This is a genomic window from Polaromonas sp. C04 (genome assembly GCF_002002705.1).
Taxonomy (GTDB): domain Bacteria; phylum Pseudomonadota; class Gammaproteobacteria; order Burkholderiales; family Burkholderiaceae_C; genus Rhodoferax_A.
Genome location: NZ_MUNS01000022.1, coordinates 1 through 19,189, shown reverse-complemented (window position 1 = coordinate 19,189; position 19,189 = coordinate 1). Strand labels below are relative to the sequence as shown.

The following is a 19,189-nucleotide window of genomic DNA, read 5'->3' as shown; positions in this document are numbered from 1 at the left end:
TGAAGCCTGATCCGCATTTACCTGTCCAGCCCAACTAATTCAGATAGTTAATGTTGTTATCCACCTCACTGCAGAAAACCTCTAAAAATACGGTTTAAGTATGTTTTCTCCAGTACTTTCGAGCTTTTCTGTGTTCAACACGACCCGCAAAACCGCAACCAGTTCGGAAATCGGCCATCAAATGGGCTCCCTTCTCATCGGAATTTCTGCGTATGTCAGGGGCTGACGGTATGACAGCTCCGACACCAATAGTCCTCTCGGCCGAGTCTCGAAAAATCGTCATAACCAAGGCTCGCCGCGTCGAAGTGCAGGCGTGTGCCGGCAGCGGAAAAACGACTACAGCGGGCGCGCGCATCGAGTATTTGCTGACTACCGGCGGCGTGACGCCCGAGCAGATTTTGGTGCTTACGTTCTCCATCGACGCCCAGTCGCACTTCGAGTCGCGGCTGCGCGAGCGTGGAATTAACGGCGTTCGCGTCTCCACCTGTCACGCGTTCGGGCTGGAGGTGATGCGACGACATTGGAGACTTTTGGGGTTTGATCGTGAACCGACCGTGGCCAAGGCAGGCCAAGCCACCGAAATGCTGACCACCGTGATTGCCGACTGGCGCCGAGAACTGAAACGGAAGGCGAAAAAGGAGGTGAAGAATGGGGACAGCAAGGGCAGGGCGGCGCGAAAAGGCCGAGCCATGGCCAACCGCAAATCTAAATTCGATGATCGAATCGCGTGGTTAGAGCGGATTGCCAAACCGAAGCGCCTTGGCTCACTCGCCTCGTTGTTATCTCTGGCATCGGTATCGCGCACACCGTTGGCCGAGCTCTTGCGTGAGTCTGACGCCTGCACACGGCTGCTGCAAGGGCGCCTCAAGTGGGCGGAGAAGCTGTGTGCCCGATACGAAAAGCGGCAGCTGCAGACGGGGAAAATTGATTTCGACAGCATGCCGCGCCTGGGTGCCGTGGCGCTGGCCAGTCCAGGTGCCGAAATTCCGCGATATCGGCACCTGATCGTCGACGAATATCAGGACTGCAGCCCGCAGCAGGTGCATTTAGTGGCTGCGCTGGCCCGGCGCATTCCAAACCTAATGGTGTTTGGTGATCGCCTGCAGGTGATTTACGGCTTCGGTGGTGCACGTTACACACCGCTTGCAAAATTGCTCGACGGCGTGCAGCGGCTCAAACTCTCAACGTCTTACCGATTGACTCAGCAAACCGCTGCCCTGGCTGGCGCCATTGTGGCCCCGTTAGACGGCACCCCGATTGCGACGCGTACGGTGGGGCGTAAGCCGCGCCTGATCGTGAACGAGAACAGCGCGCAGCAAACGCAGACAGCCGTGCGGCACATCCGCGCATTGCTGACCAATGGGGTGAACCCGTCACGCATCGCGGTGCTGGCGCGGCTGAACGCGGTGCTGCACCCCATCATGAAAACGCTGCGGGCCGCCGGCGTGGGAGCCCAGCAAAGCGGTGTAAGCGCGCATCAAGCCGATCTGCTGCACGTTTTGTGGCTCATTGCCCAGGTGGAGCGACGGGCCGAGGAAGGCGAGGAGATTAGCGAGCGCACGTTGCGCCACAGGCTGACGGTTGAGACGACCGATGATAAATGGCGCAAGCTGGCGCGGGAGATCAACGCGATCACCGTCAGGAATCTGGAAAGCCGTTACAGCCAGTGCGCCGCTGCCTACCTGCGATGGCGCGGTGGCATCAATGCCGACAAACCGCTGCGCAACTACCTGAACGAATTTGAGCCGCTATGCCGTAAGACCGATACCGCCAGGGCCATGAAGCGCCAGGTACTGGCATTGGGCAGCGGCACGCCCATCACCTTCTCGACCGTGCATCGAGCCAAAGGCCGAGAGTGGGACTATGTGTTTGTCGTCGGGGTGACCGATGGGCTATGGCCCATTTACCACTGCAAGACCGAGGCGCAGTTGGAGGAGGAGCGGCGCTTGTTGTACGTGGCCGTTACCCGGGCGCGCACGTGGGTGCGGCTGTACCACGCGCCGGTGCCGCATGCGCGTACGCGCCAGCGCTTTGTGGCGCAAAGCCGGTTCTTGTCGGAGGCTATTGGTGGCGACACGCTTGAGGTGATCAAGGGCAACGCCATTCGCTGATCGGTTGCAGAGCAGCGCACCCATCCTTGGCCATATCAAAGCTTGACGGGAACTGGTTCAACGCGGAACTGCAGCCGGCTTACCAAAGAGCCGAATCCTGCATCTCCAGGTATTTTCTTTGGGCATGCCTTTTTCGGCAGAGTAGGGCGACGAAAATCGCTGCGACCAGCACGACCGCTGCTGCAGCCAGTTCAGCGGCAGAAAGTACCCGCCCCAGCACCGCCGACGCGAGTTGCGACAAGCCCAGCAGGCACGCGCTGATCAACGCCAAAGCAAGGACGGTCGTCAGAATCGCTCGAAACATTCTTTGTGTCTTTCACACTGTCGAAACCCGGTGCTTTTGGGGGTAGCACCGCGCGGTGCAGGTCGCCTTCTGATTCTCGCATCAATGTACGGCGCAGATTCCTAACCCACTGAAATGCTGCTGACAGGGCAGGGGACACCCATCAAGATGACAGTGCCGCGAGCTTTAGGACTGAGGGTTTGATGTCATTCGTGGCGCCATTTTGGGCACAGCCGTCTCGCGCACCGCGCTGAATCTTGTGACTGGGACGATGATTTTTCCGCCCAAAAAGCGATGGACCATCGGCCCGGTAGTTTTTGAGCACATGCCCGGGGTCGAGGGCCTCCTTGTGGACCTGCAGCTTGTCAAGGCTAACGACGGCGGCACACTGCACCGATACGCAGGGGCCCCCTCGTCTTCGCTGACCGTGTCGTCATGGAAGTCCGGGGCATGGACCAGCCACCATCGACTGATTCCCAATATCTTTACTCGACGTCGGCAAGATTCGGTTGGGCCCAGTCCAACAACTCCGCCAGCCGGCGAATCACCCACTGCGCCTCATCTCCGGTCACAGCTGCTGCATCTACTTTCAAGCCTTGGAAGCAGCGCATGAGCACTTCTGTCTCAGTGTGGTCCAGACCGAATGACATATTTTTGGCAGGCTCTGTGAGCATGCTGGCCATATCTTCACAGAGTTCATAGCGGCTGGCTACGACCTCCCGCGGGGCGTTGGGTTTGAGACGCCCGGGGTCGGTGTACAGCGCCATGAACGACTGGGGAATCTCAATTTGATATTCGTCCGACGACACGATGAGGTTCCTTACGTCCGTTGCCAGGTAAACCGTGCCCGGGCACTACAGCCGGGCACCAACATTGTGGAGCGGCAGTGGACGGCAATTTTGACCACCAATGGATTTCGTCCTACTTGATTTCCAGGTCTTCCGGCGTCTTTCCCGACTCAATCGCTGCCAGGAACCACCGCGGTCGCTTGCCGTGCCCAGTCCAGGACTGTCCCGCTTCGTCGCGGTAGCGTATAACGCCCGCGGGCTTCTTTGCCGCTTTCTTGCGCGTTTTCCTTGCAACGAGGTTCCCTGTTGCCTTGATAGCCTTGACGGTTTGCCCCGAGAAACCGAGGTCGGCAGCCGTCAGCCCGTAGTGCGCAATCGCCTCCTTGATGCGCTCAATCACGCCGACCGCTTCCTTAGCCTTTACCGCGTCAGCCTTCTTTTGCAGTTCTGCAATCTGGGCATTCAATTGAGCGAGGGTTTTTGCCATTGTTAAGTCCTGTTTTTTTTGAGAAGAGGCGCAGAGCATAGCGCAAATCAATTGCGATTGAGTCCATCGAGTTAGAGTGGGACGTAATGAATGCCCGTCTCTCCCAACTCCAGCGAAGTTCGATTCCGGTCACCCCGCAGACGGATGCCTGCGACCCCCAACCGCTCATCCAGTAAGATTGCCGCTTCACCAATTCCATTGCTGTCGACCAAAAATGAACCGCTCCGAACTCATCGAAAAGCTCGTTTCCAAAAATGAAATCTCCAAAGCACTTGCTGGCAACGTCCTGGATACCCTCATTGAAACCATCCAGGTTGCGGTAAAAAAGGGCGACTCAGTCACCCTGGTCGGATTTGGCACCTTCAAATCCGCAAAGCGCGCAGCCCGCACAGGCAAGAACCCGAGCACTGGCGCTGCTCTCAAAATCCCAGCAGGCACAGTGCCGAAGTTCACTGCCGGGTCAAAGTTCAAGGCCATCGTTGATCCCAAGGCTGCTGCGCGCAAGGCCGCTAAAGCGGCTGCCAAGTAGTCGGCACAACTCACCTCCTCCCCCCGGCCGGCCCCGCGTCGGTCAATAAAAGTAGATGCCGCTTGATCCGAAGGGTCTGGCGGCAATTTTTATGAGCGGGCAATGGCCCCTCATCGAAGAGTCTCGTATCCGTGGCTCGAGACTCATCTTGAGGTCACCAAACTGGATGCAAGCGGAAAGTGCCATCAAAAGCCACGCCCGAAGACTGAGGCCTAAACTGTGGATAAAAGCATGCACAACTCGCGAACGTGGCGCCAACCATGGGCATGCCGATGGTGCTCAAAAGACAGGCACACACACTGGCGCTCCGTAAGCAATGGGCGAACGCCCCACCCATAACGGCATCAACGTGCCAAAGTGGAGAGGCTGATCAACCACTTGAACCGAGAAGGGGCGCCCACCATGAAGCCTACGACTGTTGGCATCGGCTTGGCGAAGAGCGTGTTCGAGGTCCATGGAGTCGATGAGCATGGCAAGGTACTGGTGAAGAAGCAGCTTCGCAGGGAACAGATGGCGACGTTCTTCGTGAATGTCCCGCCGTGCTTGATCGGCATGGAAGCTTGCGCCAGCGCACACCACTGGGCGGGCAAGCTCGTGGCGATAGGCCATACCGTGCGCCTGATGGCGCCTCAGTTCGTCGAGTCCTACGTCAAGACCAATAAACGCCGCCGCCGCCGACGCTGTTAAGCGAAGCGGAAGGCCACATCGGCGAGGACACTACGCGCGAGCCCTCGACGAGCCCCACGCGGTCGAAGACCCTGAGCATGCGCAGAAGCTCTCCGAACAGGAACTGTGAGATCGCATCAGCGCCCGCCGTGAAGTTAGCGGCGGGCGAGTCGGGGAAGGCCCTTGGCCGTACGCCCGACGTCCACACTGGCGAGAAGTCGGATGTTTGCTTAGTACCGATGAACGACCCGAACAAGGGCGCCGCCTCCAAACCGGCGCAGGCGGAGGGTCCGGAGGGGAGGCGAGAAGCCAAGAGGAGCACCGAAGTGCCCGCTGCGCCCCGGACGCGGAGCCGGACCCGCGCATCGATGGGGCTCGATGGTGTACGTGAAGCAGCCCGGGCCGCCAAGGCCGCGGGCAAGGAGTATGGTTCACGGCGCTGCTGCACCACATCACGCCCCAGCTGCTGCGCGACAGCTTCATGCAATTGAAGCGCGATGCGGTACCCATTCACCGCCATTCACATGGAGGTAACTTGAAGTCAAAGTGGTCAAGCACTGTGTCGCATGCCAAGAAGACATCCGAGTCATAGTATGGAAGCTCGATTCGGCGGGTCTGCGGCACGGCCGGCACCCGCTCCGATCGCCGGACCGGGCGGCCGCCCGATTCGACCTGAACCTTGTGGCCGTTGGCGGTGGACCAGGAAAAAAACTTCACTCATGAACTATCGCATGATTGGGATTGATTGAATAATGCGCTTTTAGGGGGGGCTAGGGCTTCATGTTTGAACGGGTTAAACGAGGGCTGTTTCGGGCGCCCTCCAAGCCAGGCCGCCGGTCGGCCCGCGCCGCGGTCTCCGAATGGGCACTGCGGCAGGGCCTAGCCTTTAGCGAACGGGGTGATGGATCAGGATTTTCACTGACCAGCACTATCGCCGGTAAGGCCTGGAAGATTGAATGTGGGACCCCGTCGCGCGATTTCGTCCGCGACGAGGAGTTGCGTGCCCGCGCGGAACTAGATCTTGATGGAGAGGTGTCGGTATTGGTCTTCAACCGTCCGCTGAAAGAGAGCCTCGAAAAGAAAGCCTATCGGATCTATACCAACATGCTGCAAACATCTGTCGACCCACTGCTGACCGAGGAGATGCGCTGGCTGGCCATGTACCAGGAAGTTGGATGGGGCAGCATGACTCCCGCGTTCTGGAGCCAATATTCGGTGCTGGCATCGCGGCGTGACGATGCCATCGTCTGGCTGGAGCCGGCACTATCCAACCTACTGTTGCATTGGCCTGAGCCCGCACCTCGGGTCACCACACCCTTCATGCTGATGCTGTTGCGCGGCAAGGTCTATTTGCGTATGGAATATGCGCCATCAGATCTACCGACACTGCAACATGCGGCTGCCATCTTCACACGCGCTTGCCAGTCGGCCCTGAACGGGCTGACCATCGACAAACGCAAGCTCGGTTCCCGTACGTAGTCGACATTTCCACATCGCTGGTTGATCGGATCCTTGTAAAGGCACTGTGTCATGCGCAAACGGCGCCCGACCTGAGGCCTTGGACGTGCGGTGGATGGTCGGGTTCAGGCTGAGGTTGTCTTGCTTGATGACGAGGTTGCTTCTGCGGCTGGCGATTCGGACCACCGGGAGCTGCTAGGCTTTTGGACGCATCCGTTGCGTTTTTGCGTTTCTCCCACGACCGCTCGTTTGTACGCTACCATACATCGAAACAACGTGTTAAACGTATGAGCGTATGAACGGATTGGTGGAGTTGGTCGGATTTTCACTGGAGGGCCAACGCCATGCGTTGCTGCTGTCCGTCGTCCGTCGCGTAGTATTTGCTGTACAGGTCATGCCGCTGCCGAATGCGCCGGGCATCGTCCTCGGTGTCATCGATTTTCAGGGCGATGTCATTCCAGTGTTGAATGTTCGGCGCCGGTTCCAGTTGCCGGAGCGGCCCATCAGGGTTTCGGATCAGTTTGTCATCGCGCGTAGCTGCCGACGAGTGGTGGCACTGGTCGTGGATGAAGCTTTGGGAGTGATCAGGTGCGAGCAAGCCACGATCGTCCCTGTGAGCCTGTTCATGCCAGGCCAGGACCAGCTCCAGGGAGTGATCAAGCTTGACGACGGGTTGATGCTGATCCACGACCTGGATAAATTCCTTTCGCTGCAAGATGCCAGCACCCTGGACGTGGCGCTGGATCGGGCTGGGCCATGCTGAGCCAGGTCTCGGCAGCCACGCGGTCGAAACTTAGCGCGCACATCGCCCGGACGATGGGCCTTAGCTTCCCGCCGGAACGGTGGGAGGAACTGAAGCGCGGCCTGGCAGGCGCGGCGCGGGAGTCCGGCTTCGAGGATGCTGCAAAGTACGTTGACTGGACACTGTCAGTGCCGCCCAGCACGGAGCAGATTCAGGTACTCGCAAGCCACCTCACGATCGGCGAGACGTACTTTTTCCGCGACCAGAAAACGCTGAATGCGCTCGCCCACACCATTCTGCCGGAACTGATCCGCTCCCGGCGCGGCCGCGATCAGCGGCTGCGCATCTGGAGCTCGGCGTGCAGTAGCGGCGAAGAGCCGTATACGCTGGCGATGCTGCTGCATCAGTTGTTGCCCGATCCGCGGGACTGGCAGGTGAGCATCATGGCGACAGATATCAATCCACACTTTCTGCGCAAGGCGACGGCCGGCAGTTACAGCGAGTGGTCATTCCGCAATGCGCCGCCCTGGCTCAAGCAACGCTATTTCAAGCGCACCGCAGAAGGTCGCTACGCGATCATCCCCGAAATCAGAAAGCTGGTCACCTTCACGCATTTGAACCTGGTGGAGAATGACAATCCCCTGCCGGCGATCAACACCAACGCACTGGACATCATCTTTTGCCGCAACGTGCTGATGTACTTCACACCCTCCCAGGTCGACAGAGTCATCTGCCGCCTGAGCCGCGCGCTGGTCGAAGGCGGATGGCTGGCGGTAGGTCCCAGCGAAACCTCGAAGGCCCTGTTTCCACGGTTCGTCAGCGTCAACTTTCCCGACGCAATCCTGTTCCGGAAAGGCAATGCGCCGGTGCTTCCCTCGATCAACGAGTCGTCGCCACGCACAGGGTCGGCAGCGCCGGCAGCCCATCGGGAGGCAGCGGCGCTGCAACCGGCACTGGCGAAGACACAGGCAACGCTCGACGTGCTGGCCACGGCACAAACGCTGTACCGGCAAGGCCACTATGCGCAAGCTGCAGACACGCTGCTGGCCACCTGTAGGGATCGTCAGACGGCGCCGGCGGCACTTTCGCTGCTGACGCGCGCCCTGGCCAACCAGGGCCGGCTGGCTGATGCACTGACGTGGTGCAAGCGCTGGATCGCGGCCGATAAAGTTGACCCCGCCGGCCACTACCTGCATGCCATGGTGGTGCTGGAGCAAGGCGATGCGCAGCGCGCGCGTGCATCGTTGCAACGGGCCGTCTATCTCGATTATGGCTTCGTGCTGGCACATTTTGCGCTGGGCAACCTCGCGCGTCGCTGCGGCAAGAACGCGGAGGCCGTCAAGCATTTTTCCAACGTGCAGCATTTGCTGCGCGCTTTCCGGGCGGACGATCCACTACCCGAAGCAGACGGCCTCACGGCCGGCCGTCTCGCCGAGACCCTCGCCTCGCTCACGAACTCAATGATGGCATCATGAAGAGCACTGGACTGATGCCGCCCCAACCTGACGTCTTGCGAATTTTGCGTGCCCGCGCGCAAGCACTGGCCCGTCCGCCAGAGAGAGAGCTGGCGCCACAGGCTTCAGTGGAGGTGCTGCAATTCCGCCTGGCCATGGAACGCTACGCGATCGAAACCCGCTACGTGCGCGAAGTCCATCCGCTGAAAAATCTGACGCCGCTGCCTTGCACGCCGCCGATTGTGTTAGGTATTGTGAATGTGCGTGGCCGCATCGTACCGGTGTTGGACCTCAGGAAATTCTTTGGCTTGCCCGAGCAGGGTTTGACCGACCTGCATCGCGTTATCGTTGTCAACGGCAACGGTCTCGAATTTGGCCTGCTGGCCGACATGCGCATGGGGGTGCGAAGCCTTGCACTGGAGAGCCTGCAGCCCGCGCCTGCGACGCTCAGCGAGATCGGTGCCGGATACCTGATGGGCGTTGCCGCCGAAGGCATTCTGGTGCTGGACCTGAGCCGCATTCTGGCGGACCCCGCCATACTGGTCCACGAGGAAGTGAAGAACTGAACATCAATACTCAAGGGAGAGCGGCGCAATGAAATGGAATGTAGGAACCAAAATTGCCACTGGCTTCGGTCTGGCGTTGACGATTTTTGTCGTTGTCGGTGCCGTTTCCTACCGTGGAACGATTCATCTGATCGAGGCGTCAAACTGGCGTGGACACTCTTATCGGGTGCTGGCTCAACTGGCGCAGCCACTGTCGTTGTTACGGGAGGTGGAGCTTGGCAATCGCAGCTACTACCTCAGTGACCAGGAGCGTTTTCTCGAAGAGTCGCGCGCCGCAGCCGACAAGGTCGCTCCGATCCTTGAGGAGCTGCGCAGCCTGACCCTCGACGATCCACGCCAGCAGCAGCGCCTGGGCGTCCTGGAATCGCTCATCAAAACTCGCCTGGACTATGCCAGGAAAACGGTTGAAATCTACCGGACCCAGGGACAGAAAGCCGCTATTGAGCGCGTCAGGAGCGGCAACGGCAAGGCAATGAACGACGAAATCGGAAGCCTCATCGGTCAGATGCAAAGCGAGGAGCAAGGTTTGCTCCAGCAACGAGTAGACGAGGCGAACGCCACTGCCCGGACGGCGAAATCGATCATTGCGCTGGGTACGCTCATCGCACTCGCGCTCGCCCTGCTGGCGGGCTTCCTGATCACGCGCAATATTGCGCGGCCGCTGCAGCGCCTTACCACCGTGGTCGAACGAATTACCGTTGGCGATCTGAGCGGGCAATTGCCGCCAAGCGATCGCAGTGACGAAGTGGGAGCGCTGGCGCGCGCGTTCGACCGCATGACACAGTCACTGCGGACCATGGCCGCCGCGGCGGGGCAGATTGCGACAGGTGACCTGCGTTCAACTGTCAAACCCCAATCCCCCGAGGATGTGCTTGGCAATGCGTTTGCTCGGATGACGGAAAACCTTCGTGCCCAAATTCACCAATTGGTGGAAGGTGCCAACGTTCTGGGTTCGGTCGCCAGCGAAATTGCCACCTCCACCAGCCAGCTGGCTGCGAGTGCCAGCCAATCCGCTGCGGCCGTGAGCGAGACCACCACCACGGTGGAAGAAGTACGGCAGACCGCACATGTCGCCAGCCAGAAAGCCAAGCTGATTTCCGACGACGCGCAGAAGGCGGTGCAGATATCCCAGGATCGACGCAAGTCGCTGGACGACGCCGCGGCCGGCATGAACCGCATTCGCCTGCAGATGGAACTGATCTCGGCGAGCATGGTGAGACTGTCCGAGCAAACCCAGGCGATCGGCCAGATCATTGCGACCGTCGAAGAGCTCGCTACACAGTCGAACCTGCTGGCTGTGAATGCGGCGATTGAGGCGGCGAGGGCGGGCGAGCACGGCAAGGGTTTCGGTGTGGTTGCGCAGGAGGTCAAGAGTCTGGCAGAGCAATCGCGCCAGGCGACCAACCAGGTGCGCACCATCCTGGGCGATATTCACAAGGCCAGCGTCGGCGCCGCCATGGCGACGGAAGAGGGCAGCAAATCGGTGGAAACCGGAGCCCGGCAGAATGAGGTGGTAGGCGCTGCAATCCAGGATTTGGCCGCCAGCGTGAACGAGGCCGCCCAATCAGCGATCCAGATCGCGGCCTCCAGCCAGCAGCAATTGGTGGGTGTGGACCAGGTCGCCGGTGCGATGGAGGATATCAAGCAAGCGAGCCTCCAGAACGTGGCCAGTGCGAAACAACTCGATAGTGCCGCGCGCAACCTCAATGAGCTCGGTCAGCGGATGAAGCAACTGACCACGCAATACCAGCTTTAGCCAAGCAGTAATGCACCGGCACCATGGACGACGAATTCCTACGGCAATTGCGGGCAACTTTCAAGGTCGAAGCGGATGAGCACCTGCAGTCCATTTCGAACGGCTTAATGGCGCTCGACAGGACATCTGCGCCACGGGCGCGGAGCGAAATCGTGGAGGCGATGTTCCGCGCCGCCCACAGCCTGAAGGGGGCCGCAAAGGCGGTCGACCTTACGGCGATTGAGATGCTGTGCCAGTCCATCGAAAGCGTGTTCGCCTCATGGCGCCGGCAGAACAGCACGCCGCCTCCCATGGCACGGGACACGCTGCACCGCACGCTGGACGCCATTGGTTCGAGCCTTGCGGCACCCGCCGAAGCGCGCGGCATGGTTGCCCCGGCCCTTGCGTCGTCGCTGCGGCAGTCACTGAGCCAACTCGAATTTTCTCCCTCTCTTGTTTCCCCTCCTGCTCCTGCTGCGCCGGGCGCTGTTTACGCAAGCCCGGCGCTATCGGGGGACTCCCCGGCCGAGCCTGTGTTCGTTGCCGCGCGTGAAGGTGGCGGGTCCGCTCCCAAGGAAACTGTCCGCGTCGCGGTGGCGAAACTGGAGTCGCAATTGCTCGAAGCCGAGGAAATGCTTACCGCAAAACTCGCGGCCAGTCAGCAGGAGGCGGAATTGCGCAAATTGGCCGGGCGATTTGAAGTCTGGCGCAAAACCTGGCTGGCGGTCGAGCCGGACGCGCGAGTGCTGCGTCACGCGCGAGAGGGCGGCGCTGGCGAGGCGAGCCTGCACGCGCATTCGGCGTTGCCGCGCCTGCTTGACTTTTTCGATGCCAGTCTGGACACGCTCAAATGGCTCGAGCGCAAGACGGGTGCGCTCGTCAGGGCGGCCGAGCAGGACCGGCATGCCGTCGGTAAGCTGGCGGATGATTTGCTTGAGCACGCGAAGGAATTGCTACTGCTGCCATTTGCCACGATCTCGGCCTCGTTCCCGAAACTGGTGCGCGATCTGTGCCGCGATCAGGGCAAGGAAGCCGATCTGACGATCCACGGCGAAGACGTCGAGATCGACAAACGCATTCTTGAGGAGATGAAAGATCCGCTCGTCCACCTGCTGCGCAACAGTATCGATCACGGCATCGAGTTACCGGGTGAGCGGACCCGGCTCGGCAAGCCGTCCAGGGCCGCCATCACGCTCATTGTGTCGCGGCTCGACGGCAACAAAGTGCAGCTATCTCTGTCCGATGACGGTGCAGGCATCGACCTTGCTAAAGTGAAGGAGTCGGCGCTGCGGCGCAGCCTGCTGTCCCCAGGCGAGGCCTGTCAACTCGACGATTCGGCCGCGCAGGCGCTGATTTTCCTGTCCGATGTGTCAACCAGTCCAACCGTCTCGCAATTGTCCGGTCGCGGACTCGGGTTGCCCATTGTGCGAGAGAAGGCCGAAAAACTGGGAGGGGAAGTCTCGGTTGAAAGCAGCGCGGGCCGGGGGACGACGTTCCGGATGCTCCTTCCGGCAACGCGGGCAGCGTTTCGGGGCATTGTCGTGGTGGTGGCAGGACGGTTGATGGTCGTGCCGACCGCCCAAGTGGAGCGCGCGATCCGCGTCAAACCCGTCGATATCCAAGCCATCGAGGGGCACGAGACCATTTCGTATGAGGGGCGCGCGGTGCCGCTGCTGCAAATGGCCGATGTACTGGAGCTGCCGTCCGTGGAGCGCGACCCGGCCGTTCATGCCGGCGGAGCATCCGTCCTGATTCTTGGCGCCGGCGACGCTCTCGTTGCATTCACTGTCGATGCCGTTCTTGACGAGCAGGAAGTCCTGGTCAAGCCACTGCGCAAGCCCCTGTCACGGGTGCGCAATATTGCCGCTGCCACGGTGCTCGGCAGTGGGCAGGTGGCGCCGATTCTCAACGTATCCGACCTGCTCATATCCGCCTCCAAACCGGGCTCCGCAAAAGTGCGCGCGGCCGCCGTGGCGAGCCGTCCCGGCATCGCGACCCGTTCGATTCTCATCGCCGAGGATTCGATCACTTCGAGGATGCTGCTCAAGGCCATATTGGAATCTGCAGGCCATATCGTCAAGACCGCGGTGGATGGGCTGGATGCGTTTTCCCGGTTGCGTACCGAGCACTTCGATCTGCTGGTGTCCGATGTGGAAATGCCGCGTCTGAATGGATTCGACCTGACGGCGCGGATCCGATCCGACCCGAAGCTCTCCGATCTGCCGGTGGTACTCGTGACGGCGCTGGACACCAGGGAGGACCGGGAACGCGGGGTCGACGTGGGGGCCAACGCATACATTGTCAAGAGCGGCTTCGAGCAGGGCAATCTCCTCGAAGCCGTCCAGCGGCTTGTTTGAAGGGCGAACCCACCATGGCTGAAGGCAAGATTGACGTGCTGCTGGTGGAGAACTCCGCGTCCACGCGCATGTTCCTCGCTCGCCTGCTCGAATCCGACCCAAAGATCCGTGTGATCCGCGCCGTCGCGGATGGCCAGTCTGCCATCGATTACCTTGACGGCAGCATGCCCGATGTCGTCCTGATGGACATTCACATGCCGGGGCTGGATGGTTTCGAGACGACAAAGCGCATCATGGAAACAAGGCCCGTACCGATCGTCATCTGCAGCGCGCTGGCAAGCGACACGGTATTTCGGTCACTGGCGGCGGGGGCGATCGCCTGCATAGAGAAGCCAACCGATCGCGGCCATTCCAATGTTGAAGCGGTGGCTGGCAAACTCCTGCAGACGGTGAAGCTGATGTCAGAAGTCAAGGTCGTGCGGCGCCGACCGAGGCCACGGGCCAGCGCTGCGCCGTCGCCGGCAGTGTCCTCTCAGGGACGCCCAGCGAAAGCCAGCGTGAACATCATCGGTATCGGCGCCTCCACGGGAGGACCGCCGGCGCTGCAAACCATCCTGTCGGGACTGCCGCACGACTTTCCCGTACCGATTCTCGTGGTGCAGCACATCGCACCGGGGTTCCTGTCCGGCATGGCCGCATGGCTGAAACAAAGCACCCGCTTGCCAGTGCAGGTCGGCTCGCACGGCACGCTGCCGATGCCCGGCCACGTCTATCTGGCGCCGGACGACTTCCATATGGGAATTGATGCCAGCGGCCGCATCATTCTTGCCAGCGAGCCGACCGAAAGCGGACTCAGGCCCGCGGTGGCGTTTTTGTTCCGATCGCTGGCTGAAGTGCGCGGTGCGAACGCGCTCGGCGTGCTGCTCACCGGGATGGGCAAGGACGGCGCAGCCGAACTCAAGCTCATGAAGGATCGGGGAGCCCGGACGATTGCACAGGACCGGGCCAGCTCGATCGTGCACGGCATGCCCGGTCAGGCCATTGCGCTGGGGGGCGCGACGCATGTGCTGCCCGCAGACCAGATTGCCCAGGCACTTGTTTCATCTGTCGGCAAATCGAGAGTAGCGAAGGAGGAGAAATCATGAGTTCGTCCGATCGCCAATCCATCGTTCTGGCAAAAATTCTAATTGCAGAAGACAGCCCGACGCAGGCCCAGCGACTACGGTATTTTCTTGAACAACAGGGATACGAAGTGCGAGTCGTCGGCAACGGCCGGCTGGCGCTGGCGGAGGCGGCGCAATTTCGGCCCGGGCTGCTCATCAGCGACGTGGTGATGCCGGAGATGGACGGCTACGATCTCACCCGGCGCTTCAAGGCCGACCCCGCTCTTGCCAGGATTCCGGTGATTCTCGTGACCACGATGTCCGACCCCGACGACGTGATCCGCGGACTGGCATGTGGTGCCGACGGTTTTATTCTCAAACCGTATGAGGAGCGGTATTTGCTCGGGCGCGTGCAGTACATGCTGCTCAATCACGAGTTCGGTGCGACTGAAAATTCAGGCATGGGGGTGGAGATCTTTTTCAATGGCCAGCGACACTACATCACGGCCGGCCGGCTGCAGATCCTCAACCTGCTGCTATCCACTTACGACGCAGCGATACAGCGCAACAAGGAACTCGGGCAAATCCGGGATACGCTGGAGCGGCGCTCGGCCGAGGTCGCGGCGGCGAATCTCTTTCTCGACTCCGTGATCGAGAACATGCCCAACCTGGTGTTCATCAAGGACGCCGTGGATTTGCGATATGTCCGCTGGAACCGCGCGGGCGAAGCCTTGCTCGGCCACGCGCGCGACGCCGTGGTGGGCAAACGCGACCGTGACATCTATCCAAGGGAACTGGCCGACCACTTCACCGCGCAGGACCGGGAAGTGCTGACGCACGGTACGGCTCTGGACATCCGCGAGGAAGCGGTGCAGACCCGTGACAAGGGCATACGAATGCTTCACACCAAGAAGGTCCTGGTGCCCGACGGCCTTGGGCGGCCAGGGCATCTGCTGGGAATCTCCGAGGATGTGACCGAGCAAAGGGAGATGGAACGGGAAATACGGAAACTGAACACCGAACTCCAGGAACGCGCGAAGCATCTTGAAGCCGTCAACAAGGATCTGGAGAGCTTCAGCTACTCTGCCTCACACGATCTTCGCTCACCGCTGAGCGTGATCGGTGGCTATGTCGGCCTGCTCGAGAAAAGGTATGCCGGCCAGCTGGACCAGACTGGGCTTGAGTATCTGTCCACGATCCGCAGCAACGTCAAGTTAATGAGCCAACTGATCTACGACCTGCTCGCCTTCTCCCGATGCTCCCAGCAGACCATCGCCAGCGCTGATCTGGACATGAATCAGCTGGTCCATGGCGTCGTCCAGGAAGTGCTCCAGGGGTATCCGGTGGGCAAAACACCCAGGCTTTCAGTGGGCCCGCTGCCACCGGCGAGCGCAGACCCCGGCTTGCTTCGGCAAGTGTGGATGAACCTGCTCTCCAATGCCGTCAAGTACAGTGGCAAATCTCCCAATCCCGAGATCGAGGTGAGTGGGCGCACAGAGGGCGGCGAGATCGTTTATTCAGTTCAGGACAACGGCGCGGGCTTCAGTATGGAGCATTACCCCAAGCTGTTTGAAGTGTTCGAGCGCCTGCACGGCGCCGGGGAATTCGAGGGGTCGGGCGTCGGTCTGGCCATTGTGCACCGAGTGGTGACACGCCATGGCGGTCGGGTGTGGGCGCAGAGCAAGCCCCATGCCGGCGCGGTGTTCCACTTTTCGCTACCCGCAGGGAGATCATGATGACCCATACGAAGCAGTTGGCATCGAACATAGTCACGGTTCTCGTCGTCGATGACGATGAAGTCGTTCGTAACGGCATCATTCGTTGCCTGACCCTCGAAGGCATTCACCTCGTGTCTGCAGCCAACGGGAGACTTGGCCTTGAAATGGCGATGCAAATCAAACCGGACGTCGTAATCTCCGATGTCAACATGCCCGAGATGGATGGCTTTCAGTTGCTGGAGGCCATTCGCAATGACACCGGCCTGGCTTCAACACAGGTCATGCTGTTGACCACACGGGGCACGCGCGACAGCATGCGTCTGGGCATGACGCTCGGAGCCGACGACTACTTGGTCAAACCCTTCACCGACGTCGAGTTGCTCAATGCACTCGAAGGCCTGATCAAGAAAAACTTTCGCATTCAAGGTGCCATCGCGGCGGCACAGACGGCGCAGGAAGAACGTTTGCGCCGAGCCTACAGCGACAGCCTCGGGGGCGGCAACTCGTTCGGCAAGTTCGAGCTTGCACCACCCGTTGGTGCGGTGGCGGAACCAGCGATTCAGGCAACCGTTCTGTTTTCGGGCATCCTCGGTTTTACCTCGTTGGCGGAGAAGCTCACGACGGCGGAAGTTGCGGAACTTCTTAGCGAATACTTTGAAAGAATTCACGAACCTGTACGGCGAAACGGGGGGCAGTACCTCAGGCAGCTTGGTGACGGTTTGATGGCCGTTTTCCCCGACAGCGCGGACGAAGCCGTACCCGCCGCCGGTCGGGCTGTGGCGGCGGCGCTGGGCATCGTGCTGGCCACCAGCGTGTTTCGATGGCAGCTCGAACGACGCTTTGCCGATCGTGGCCTGCCGCCCGTGGCGGTGGGAATAGGACTCCATGCGGGAGACGTCGCGATGTGCCGGCCGGACTCCCTGCAAAGCAAGGAGGCCATACCGACAGGCGATGCCGTCAATACAGCGGCAAGGCTTCAGTTCGCCAGCAAGCAATTGGGCTGGCTGATTGTCGCCAGCGCAACCGTGCTGCAGCAGGCCGGCCCCCACGTGCAGACTGGGGCCTCGACGTCGTTGGAGATTCAAGGCAAAAGTACGGGCGTGAAGGTGATCGAAGTGCGGGGCATGGATACTTCCATGGACGACACGATCAGTACGACGGGGAGTCTGGGACAGCAGACCAACGAAGTTCAAACTGCCCTCAAAAGAAACTCCGAGATGGTGGCACGCGCCGTCAAGGGAGCCCTTGAGTCAAAACTGGCGGCGCTCAAGCACCTCTCGTTTGCCGGGGCCGAAGCGCCGTTGCGCCTGGCGGGGTACCGGATCCTTCGGCGGATCGGGACCGGCGGGATGTCGGACGTCTATCTGGCCGTACATGAACTGGACGATACGCCGACCGTGTTGAAGGTGCTCAATACAGGCAGTCAATCGGCCGCCCGCATGGCGCGCTTTATCCAAGAATATACCTTGCTGTCAAAAATCGACCACCCCAATATCGTCAAGATATTCAAACAGGGATTTAGCGACACCCATGCCTACACCGCCATGGAGTACTTTGAACGTGGCAACCTGCGTTCCCGGATGGGTGGCGCAGTGGACCAACGAAGTGTCATCGCGCTGGTATCCCAGATCGCTGGCGCGTTGTCGGTGATACATGACCTGGGCGTGGTGCATCGCGACCTGAAGCCCGAGAACTTGTTGCTGCGCGCCGATGGCTCAATAGTCTTGACGGATTTCGGCATTGCCAAATCCATATTCCAATCCGACAACCCGGATCTGGCCCTGACCCGCCACGGGGACCTGATCGGTACGCCTTCCTACATGAGCCCGGAGCAGGTGAGTGGCCAGCGGATTACGCCACAGACGGATTTTTACAGTCTGGGGGTGGTGATGTTTGAATTACTGTCGGGTCAGCGGCCATTTCAAGCCGACACCCTGGTTTCGATGCTGGCACTTCATGCGCGTGAGCCAACGCCTATGCTACCCAAAGAACATGCCGTGCTGCAGCCTGTTGTCGACAAGCTGATGCTTAAAGATCCTGGCCTGCGCTACGCGCGCGCGCAAGATCTCCTGCGCGATCTGGCGCTGGTCCGACAGGGGGAATGACACAAGCAACCATGCATGCCACTGCGCGTTCTTCGAAGGCGCACAAGAAGCGTCGCGCTGCCCGCTCAAAACCGTTCATGCGGCGCCAGGTAGTGCCACTGGCCCACGGGCAGATTGGCGAGCAGTACGAGCCCGATGCGGATGCGCTTGAGGCCCACCACCTTGAGGCCGACCTGCTCGCATATGCGCCGGATCTGGCGCTTCTTGCACTCGGTCAGCACAAAGCGCAGCTGTTCGGGGTTTTGCCAGCCAACTTTTGCCGACTTGAGGAGCTGGCCGCCCAGGCTCAGGCCGTGGCGCAGGCCGTGGCGCAGGCCGTGGCGCAGGCCGTGGCGCAGGCCGTGGCGCAGGCGCGCGAGTTGTTCGGTGGAGGAAGCGAGCGCCTGAGGGCGAAGCGATGTTTCGCTTCAACCATCTTCATTGCCTTGGCTACATTGATGCAGCCGATGTCGGTTGGCGCGGAACAAGGCAGCACCAGCTTTCAGGTTTCCTTGAGGATTGTGGCGCGCCCGCCGGCGCCAAAAGTGAGCCAGAAAGTTATCTCCGCGGCGTCGCCCGGTTACCCACCGCACCCGATGTTCAAGGGCCAGGTGATGACCGAGAAGAAGTCCGGGGATAAATTCGTCGTCCTCAAGACTGAGTTCTAAGCCCGCATCCCCCGTCCCAAGCGTTGGCTCGAGCCGGCCTCCTCACAGTGTCCTGGGTGCGCTGCTAGGATTTACACGATTGAATTTCGTAACTCGGCGTCAAGTAATTGATAGATGGCGGGCGAGGAATTTCGGCGATGGCACGGTCGCTGGAGATATTGAGCAAGACGCTGGCCAACTGGGTGTACCGAGCCCGCAAGGGTCAGGCGCTGCTCATGTGTGTGCCGGCAAAGCCGGTTGCGGAAATTGAGGCGGAGTTGAGCCGCTTGAGACAGGAGAACGCCCGGTCGCGGCTGGAGAAGGAAATCCTAAAGAAAGCGGCGGCGTACTTTGCCAGGGAGTCGATGTGAAGTACACATGGATTGAACAACATCGACGGACCGACACGACGACGATGATGTGCGAGTTATTGTCGGTATCGCGCAGTGGCCTGAATGCAGCGCGTGGGTACCCACATTTACTGCCTACCTGCGGTAATTGGGGGTTGTAGTGGGTGGGGA

At 60.5% G+C, this 19,189-nt stretch carries 15 protein-coding genes and 2 pseudogenes; 13 read left to right on the top strand and 4 right to left on the bottom strand.

The features are described 5' to 3' along the window. Positions 1-230 precede the first annotated feature (230 nt). Positions 231-2,111, top strand: a complete 1,881-nt coding sequence (locus tag B0E49_RS20665; protein WP_217349211.1) for a UvrD-helicase domain-containing protein — start codon at positions 231-233, stop codon at positions 2,109-2,111. Between the two features lie 79 nt (positions 2,112-2,190). On the opposite strand, the gene B0E49_RS03855 is transcribed toward B0E49_RS20665, so the two are convergent. From B0E49_RS03855 to B0E49_RS03845, 3 genes are all read right to left on the bottom strand, one after another. Then, entirely contained in the window at positions 2,191-2,415 is a 225-nt protein-coding gene (locus tag B0E49_RS03855) for a hypothetical protein (RefSeq protein WP_077560663.1), read from the bottom strand. A 464-nt stretch (positions 2,416-2,879) separates the two neighbouring features. Next, positions 2,880-3,203 (bottom strand): ATPase with chaperone activity, encoded by a 324-nt coding sequence (locus B0E49_RS03850; protein WP_286137788.1) that lies wholly within the window; start codon positions 3,201-3,203, stop codon positions 2,880-2,882. A 112-nt stretch (positions 3,204-3,315) separates the two neighbouring features. Further along, a complete protein-coding gene (locus B0E49_RS03845) occupies positions 3,316-3,669 on the bottom strand; it encodes an H-NS histone family protein (protein ID WP_077560662.1) in 354 nt (117 codons plus the stop codon). A 214-nt stretch (positions 3,670-3,883) separates the two neighbouring features. Here B0E49_RS03845 and B0E49_RS03840 point away from each other — a divergent pair, with 214 nt between their 5' ends. From B0E49_RS03840 to B0E49_RS03785, 11 genes and pseudogenes are all read left to right on the top strand, one after another. After that, entirely contained in the window at positions 3,884-4,198 is a 315-nt protein-coding gene (locus tag B0E49_RS03840) for an HU family DNA-binding protein (RefSeq protein ID WP_077560661.1), read from the top strand. Between the two features lie 402 nt (positions 4,199-4,600). Beyond that, a pseudogene (locus B0E49_RS03835) lies at positions 4,601-4,861 on the top strand (IS110 family transposase); the annotation flags it as partial. A 783-nt stretch (positions 4,862-5,644) separates the two neighbouring features. Further along, on the top strand, positions 5,645-6,343 hold the full coding sequence (locus B0E49_RS03825) for a hypothetical protein (protein ID WP_077560659.1): 699 nt from the start codon (positions 5,645-5,647) through the stop codon (positions 6,341-6,343). Between the two features lie 274 nt (positions 6,344-6,617). Further along, on the top strand, positions 6,618-7,085 hold the full coding sequence (locus B0E49_RS03820) for a chemotaxis protein CheW (protein ID WP_077560658.1): 468 nt from the start codon (positions 6,618-6,620) through the stop codon (positions 7,083-7,085). Then, positions 7,079-8,539, top strand: coding sequence for a CheR family methyltransferase (locus B0E49_RS03815; protein ID WP_077560657.1), 1,461 nt, complete (start codon positions 7,079-7,081; stop codon positions 8,537-8,539). The genes B0E49_RS03820 and B0E49_RS03815 overlap by 7 nt, the downstream gene beginning before the upstream one ends. Continuing rightward, a complete protein-coding gene (locus B0E49_RS03810; protein WP_286137787.1) occupies positions 8,536-9,084 on the top strand; it encodes a chemotaxis protein CheW in 549 nt (182 codons plus the stop codon). Before B0E49_RS03815 ends, B0E49_RS03810 begins: the two co-directional genes overlap by 4 nt. Before the next feature lie 28 nt (positions 9,085-9,112). Then, positions 9,113-10,840, top strand: a complete 1,728-nt coding sequence (locus B0E49_RS03805) for a methyl-accepting chemotaxis protein (RefSeq protein ID WP_077560655.1) — start codon at positions 9,113-9,115, stop codon at positions 10,838-10,840. A 23-nt stretch (positions 10,841-10,863) separates the two neighbouring features. Beyond that, entirely contained in the window at positions 10,864-13,176 is a 2,313-nt protein-coding gene (locus B0E49_RS03800) for a hybrid sensor histidine kinase/response regulator (RefSeq protein WP_077560654.1), read from the top strand. A 14-nt stretch (positions 13,177-13,190) separates the two neighbouring features. Then, positions 13,191-14,261, top strand: a complete 1,071-nt coding sequence (gene cheB, locus B0E49_RS03795; protein WP_077560653.1) for a chemotaxis-specific protein-glutamate methyltransferase CheB — start codon at positions 13,191-13,193, stop codon at positions 14,259-14,261. Then, complete coding sequence (locus tag B0E49_RS03790) at positions 14,258-15,955, top strand: response regulator (protein WP_077560652.1); 1,698 nt, start codon at positions 14,258-14,260, stop codon at positions 15,953-15,955. Before cheB ends, B0E49_RS03790 begins: the two co-directional genes overlap by 4 nt. Next, complete coding sequence (locus B0E49_RS03785; protein WP_168174990.1) at positions 15,955-18,042, top strand: protein kinase domain-containing protein; 2,088 nt, start codon at positions 15,955-15,957, stop codon at positions 18,040-18,042. Before B0E49_RS03790 ends, B0E49_RS03785 begins: the two co-directional genes overlap by 1 nt. A 65-nt stretch (positions 18,043-18,107) precedes the next feature. On the opposite strand, the pseudogene B0E49_RS20805 reads toward B0E49_RS03785, so the two are convergent. Continuing rightward, positions 18,108-18,344 (bottom strand): annotated as a pseudogene (locus B0E49_RS20805) (pseudouridine synthase family protein); the annotation flags it as partial. Positions 18,345-18,796: 452 nt separating this feature from the next. Between B0E49_RS20805 and B0E49_RS03770 the strand changes: the two are divergent. Continuing rightward, entirely contained in the window at positions 18,797-19,039 is a 243-nt protein-coding gene (locus B0E49_RS03770) for a transposase (RefSeq protein ID WP_286137786.1), read from the top strand. Positions 19,040-19,189: the final 150 nt, after the last annotated feature.

Excerpts from the sequence above, each read along its gene's own strand:
- cheB (WP_077560653.1), top strand. The coding sequence starts at position 13,191 with ATGGCTGAAGGCAAGATTGACGTGCTGCTGGTGGAGAACTCCGCGTCC.
- B0E49_RS03800 (WP_077560654.1), top strand. The coding sequence starts at position 10,864 with ATGGACGACGAATTCCTACGGCAATTGCGGGCAACTTTCAAGGTCGAA.
- B0E49_RS03855 (WP_077560663.1), bottom strand. The coding sequence starts at position 2,415 with ATGTTTCGAGCGATTCTGACGACCGTCCTTGCTTTGGCGTTGATCAGC.
- B0E49_RS03790 (WP_077560652.1), top strand. The coding sequence starts at position 14,258 with ATGAGTTCGTCCGATCGCCAATCCATCGTTCTGGCAAAAATTCTAATT.
- B0E49_RS03820 (WP_077560658.1), top strand. The coding sequence starts at position 6,618 with ATGAACGGATTGGTGGAGTTGGTCGGATTTTCACTGGAGGGCCAACGC.
- B0E49_RS03805 (WP_077560655.1), top strand. The coding sequence starts at position 9,113 with ATGAAATGGAATGTAGGAACCAAAATTGCCACTGGCTTCGGTCTGGCG.
- B0E49_RS03785 (WP_168174990.1), top strand. The coding sequence starts at position 15,955 with ATGACCCATACGAAGCAGTTGGCATCGAACATAGTCACGGTTCTCGTC.
- B0E49_RS20665 (WP_217349211.1), top strand. The coding sequence starts at position 231 with ATGACAGCTCCGACACCAATAGTCCTCTCGGCCGAGTCTCGAAAAATC.
- B0E49_RS03845 (WP_077560662.1), bottom strand. The coding sequence starts at position 3,669 with ATGGCAAAAACCCTCGCTCAATTGAATGCCCAGATTGCAGAACTGCAA.
- B0E49_RS03810 (WP_286137787.1), top strand. The coding sequence starts at position 8,536 with ATGAAGAGCACTGGACTGATGCCGCCCCAACCTGACGTCTTGCGAATT.
- B0E49_RS03815 (WP_077560657.1), top strand. The coding sequence starts at position 7,079 with ATGCTGAGCCAGGTCTCGGCAGCCACGCGGTCGAAACTTAGCGCGCAC.
- B0E49_RS03825 (WP_077560659.1), top strand. The coding sequence starts at position 5,645 with ATGTTTGAACGGGTTAAACGAGGGCTGTTTCGGGCGCCCTCCAAGCCA.
- B0E49_RS03840 (WP_077560661.1), top strand. The coding sequence starts at position 3,884 with ATGAACCGCTCCGAACTCATCGAAAAGCTCGTTTCCAAAAATGAAATC.